The organism is Paraconexibacter sp. (assembly GCF_059438195.1).
On sequence record NZ_JBLKKY010000133.1, the window covers coordinates 1 to 3495 of the forward strand.

Annotated in this window: 5 protein-coding genes; all 5 read right to left on the reverse strand. The window is 77.4% G+C overall.

Features of this window, described 5'->3' with window-relative positions; translation table 11 throughout:
• Positions 1-270, reverse strand: a 270-nt coding sequence (locus ACME2J_RS22090; RefSeq protein ID WP_495547106.1) for a bifunctional adenosylcobinamide kinase/adenosylcobinamide-phosphate guanylyltransferase, incomplete at its 3' end; no start/stop codon positions are given.
• Positions 267-1622, reverse strand: a complete 1356-nt coding sequence (locus ACME2J_RS22095) for a cobyrinic acid a,c-diamide synthase CobB (RefSeq protein WP_495547107.1) — start codon at positions 1620-1622, stop codon at positions 267-269. The genes ACME2J_RS22090 and ACME2J_RS22095, both read right to left, overlap by 4 nt.
• Positions 1610-2437 carry an alkaline phosphatase family protein gene (locus ACME2J_RS22100; protein ID WP_495547108.1) on the reverse strand — a complete coding sequence of 276 codons (828 nt, stop codon included), beginning with the start codon at positions 2435-2437 and terminating at the stop codon, positions 1610-1612. The genes ACME2J_RS22095 and ACME2J_RS22100 overlap by 13 nt, the downstream gene beginning before the upstream one ends.
• Complete coding sequence (gene cobO, locus ACME2J_RS22105; protein WP_495547109.1) at positions 2434-3012, reverse strand: cob(I)yrinic acid a,c-diamide adenosyltransferase; 579 nt, start codon at positions 3010-3012, stop codon at positions 2434-2436. The genes ACME2J_RS22100 and cobO overlap by 4 nt, the downstream gene beginning before the upstream one ends.
• Positions 3009-3495: VWA domain-containing protein (locus tag ACME2J_RS22110; protein ID WP_495547110.1), on the reverse strand; the 487-nt coding region annotated here is incomplete at its 5' end. The genes ACME2J_RS22110 and cobO, both read right to left, overlap by 4 nt.

Here is a 3495-nt window from a genome sequence, read left to right on the forward strand (position 1 = left end):
CCAGCCGCCGAGGCCGTCGACGAGCGCGCAGCCGCCGCCGTCGGCGATCGCGACGGCGACCGCGAGCGGGTCGCCGCCCGGCTCCGGCTCGGCCGTCGCCCAGTCCGCGGGGCGCCGCGTGCGGTGCGCGGCGATGCGTGCGCGCATCTCGTCGTCGATCGCGGCGCCCGTCGCGACGTAGGTGACGGGGAGACCCGCCGCGCCCGCGAGGGCCTCGGCCCGCGCGCTCTTGCCCGAGCGCGTCCCTCCGATGACGAGCGTGAGCGTCACGCCGCCACCGCTGCGTCGACGAAGCGGCGGGCGACCTGCGGGGTCACCGCCCAGTGGGTGTGGAGGTAGCTCGCGTGGACCGCTCCGGTGACGACGCCCTCGGCCGCCTCTCGCCCGCGCGAGCGCAGCGTCCACGCCGGCGCGGCCCCGGCGTCGGCGTCGACCGCGGAGTAGTGGAACTCGTGGCCGCGCACGACGTCGCCCGCCCGCCAGCCGGACGAGTCGACCCGGGCGGTCGCCTCGCGGTAGCCGAGCGTGAGCCTGCCGGCCATCCGCGCGTCGGCGGGAAGGACGCCGAGCATCGGCGCGCCGTCGAGCGTGCGGCAGAGTGCGAGGAGACCGCCGCACTCGGCGAGCACGGGCCGTCCCGCGGCGACGTGCGCGGCGACGTCGTCGCGCAGCGCCGTGTTCTGCGCGAGCGCGTCGCCGTGGACCTCGGGGAAGCCGCCGGCGAGCACGAGGGCGCCGGTCTGCTCGGGGAGCGACTCGTCCCGTGTCGGGTCGAACCCGACGACCTCGGCGCCCGCGGCCGCGAGGAGCTCGAGGTTCTCGGTGTAGTGGAAGCTGAACGCCGGTCCGTGTGCGACCGCGACCCGGGCGCGGCACGTCCCGTCGCCGGCCGCCGTCGGCGACCACGGCGCGCAGGTCACCTCGGGTGCGGCGCGGGCGAGGCGGAGGATCGCCTCCGTGTCGACGAAGGCGCGGGTGGCCTCGGCGAGTGCCGCGAGCGCCGCGCGGGTCGCCGCCTCGCGCTCGACGGCGGGGACGAGGCCGAGGTGGCGCTCGGGCGCGGTGACGCGGTCGTCGCGGCGCAGCGCGCCGACCACGGGGACGCCGAGCGGCTCGATCGCGTCGCGCAGGAGCGCCTCGTGGTGGTCGGAGCCGACGCGGTTGAGGACGACGCCCGCGATATCGACGTCGGGGTCGAACGTCCGGTAGCCATGGACGATCGCCGCGGCCGAGCGTGCCATCGCGGCGGCGTCGACGACGAGGAGGACGGACGCGCGCAGCAGCTTCGCGACGTGCGCCGTCGAGGCGAGCTCGCCGCGTCCGGACGCGCCGTCGAAGAGACCCATCACACCTTCGACGACCGCGATGTCGGCCCCGGCGGCGGCGTGGCCGGCGAGCGGCGCGATGAGCTCGGCCCCGGAGAGGAAGGCGTCGAGGTTGCGGCCCGGCCGTCCGCTCGCGAGCGCGTGATAGCTCGGGTCGATGTAGTCCGGGCCGACCTTGAGCCCCTGCACGGTGAGGCCGCTCGCGCGCAGCGCGCCGATGAGGCCGCACGCGACCGACGTCTTGCCCGCGCCGGAGCTCGTCCCGGCGACGACGATCCGCGGGATCACGGCGACCACTCCACCCAGGGCACGGGGGCTCCGTCGTGGCGGCCGGTCGTCGGATCGCAGCCGTGGTCCGCGCCGACCGCGAGCGCGCCCGCGCCGGTGCGCGCGAGCTGGTCACGGAGGGGGGCGAGGACGTCGCGGTCGATGGCCTCGAGCGCGGCGATCTTCCCGCGGCGGCTGCGACGGTGCGCGGCGACGTCGGGCGCGCCGATGTGGACGACGACCCGCGGCACGCCGTCCGCGACCGCGCGGATCGCGGCCGCGGTCTTCGCGGCGAGGTCCGTGTCGGTGTCGCCGGTCGCCCCGGGCGGCACGACGACGTCGGCGCCGAGGAGCGCGGCGGCGCCGGCCGCGGCGCCGCGCGCGGCGACGACGACGGTCGAGGGGCCGAGGAGACGGGGCGGCACGACGCCGTCGGGCCACACGCGGATCTCGCCGCCGAGCGCGGGAAGCTCACCCGAGCCGACCGCGAGGACCCGACCGCGACCGAGGTCGTGGAGGCCGAAGGCGGCGCGGCGAAGCACGCGGCGGTCGGCGGGCCGGGCGCCGTCGAGTCGCCGGGCGCGCGTGCCGTCGGGGACGGGGATCCCGCGCGCCGCCGCCTCGAGCGCGCCCCGGTCGACGGGGGCCGAGGGCGTCCACCCGAGGAGGACGGGCATCGCGGTCTCCGTCCCGACCGGGAGGCCGACCGGCACGGTGCGCCGCCACGTGATCGTCCCGGCGCGGACGAGGTCGTCGTACGCCGGCATCCGGGCGGCCTCGAGCGACGTCGGGTGCTCGCCCGGCGGCTCGGTCGCACCGTCGAGGACGACCTCGACGCGGCTCACCACTCGATCCCCTGCTGCGCGCGGATGCCGGCGTCCATCGGGTGCTTCACCTTCGTGACCTCGCTCACGAGATCGGCGAGCGCGACGAGCTCGGGCGCGGCGTTGCGGCCCGTGAGCACGACGTGCTGGAAGCCCGGCCGGTCGCGGATCGTCGCGACGACGTCGTCGACATCGATCCAGCCCCAGGTCACCGGGTAGGTGATCTCGTCGAGGACGAGGAACTCGTAGTGCTCCTCAGCGATCCGCCGCTTCACCTCCTCCCAGCCCGCGCGGGCCATGTCGGCGGACTGATCGAGGTCCTTCGACAGCCACGACCAGCCGTCGCCCATCTTCTCCCAGTCGATGCCGCCGAGCGCCTGCGCGGCCTTCGCCTCGCCGACCTTCCACTTGCCGCTCTTCACGAGCTGGAAGACGCCGCAGCGGTACCCGCGGGCCCAGGCGCGCAGGAGCATCCCGAACGCGCTCGTGCTCTTGCCCTTCCCCTCGCCGGTGACGAGGATGACGAGCGGTCGGTCGCGCGGCTTGCGCCGTCGCGGATCGGCGGACCCGCGGTCCTCGGTCGTCATCTCGGTCATCCGGCCCTCCTCGTCGTGGTCGTGAGCGTCGTGAGCGTCGCGCCGGCCGCCGCGGCGAGGTCCCCCGCGAGGCCGAGCCGGACGGCGCCGTCCTCGGTGTCGACGACGTGGACGTCGGCGAGGCGCCCGAGGCGCGTCGCCGCGGCACGAGCGGCGCCGTCGCCGTCGGCGCGACCGTCGGTGAGGACGGCGCAGACCGCGCGGCGCTCCGGCGCCCGGGTGCGCTCGCGGCGGATCTGCTCGGCGGCCGCGTCGAGCCCGGCGGCGAGGGGCGTCCTCCCGCCTGCGGGGAGCTCCCGCACCGCCGCGGCCGCGCGCTCGAGCGGCGCGCCCGGTGGGGCGAGGACCGCGGCGCCCGCGTCGCGGAAGGCGATGAGGCACACCCGGTCGCGGCGGGCGTACGCGTCGCGCAGGACGTCGAGGAGCGCGCCCTTCACCCGCGCGAGCCGCGCACGGGCGGCCATCGAGCCGGACGTGTCGACG

Bases quoted from the DNA above. Each gene is read 5' to 3' on its own strand.
- cobO (WP_495547109.1), bottom strand. From the start codon at position 3,012: ATGACCGAGATGACGACCGAGGACCGCGGGTCCGCCGATCCGCGACGG.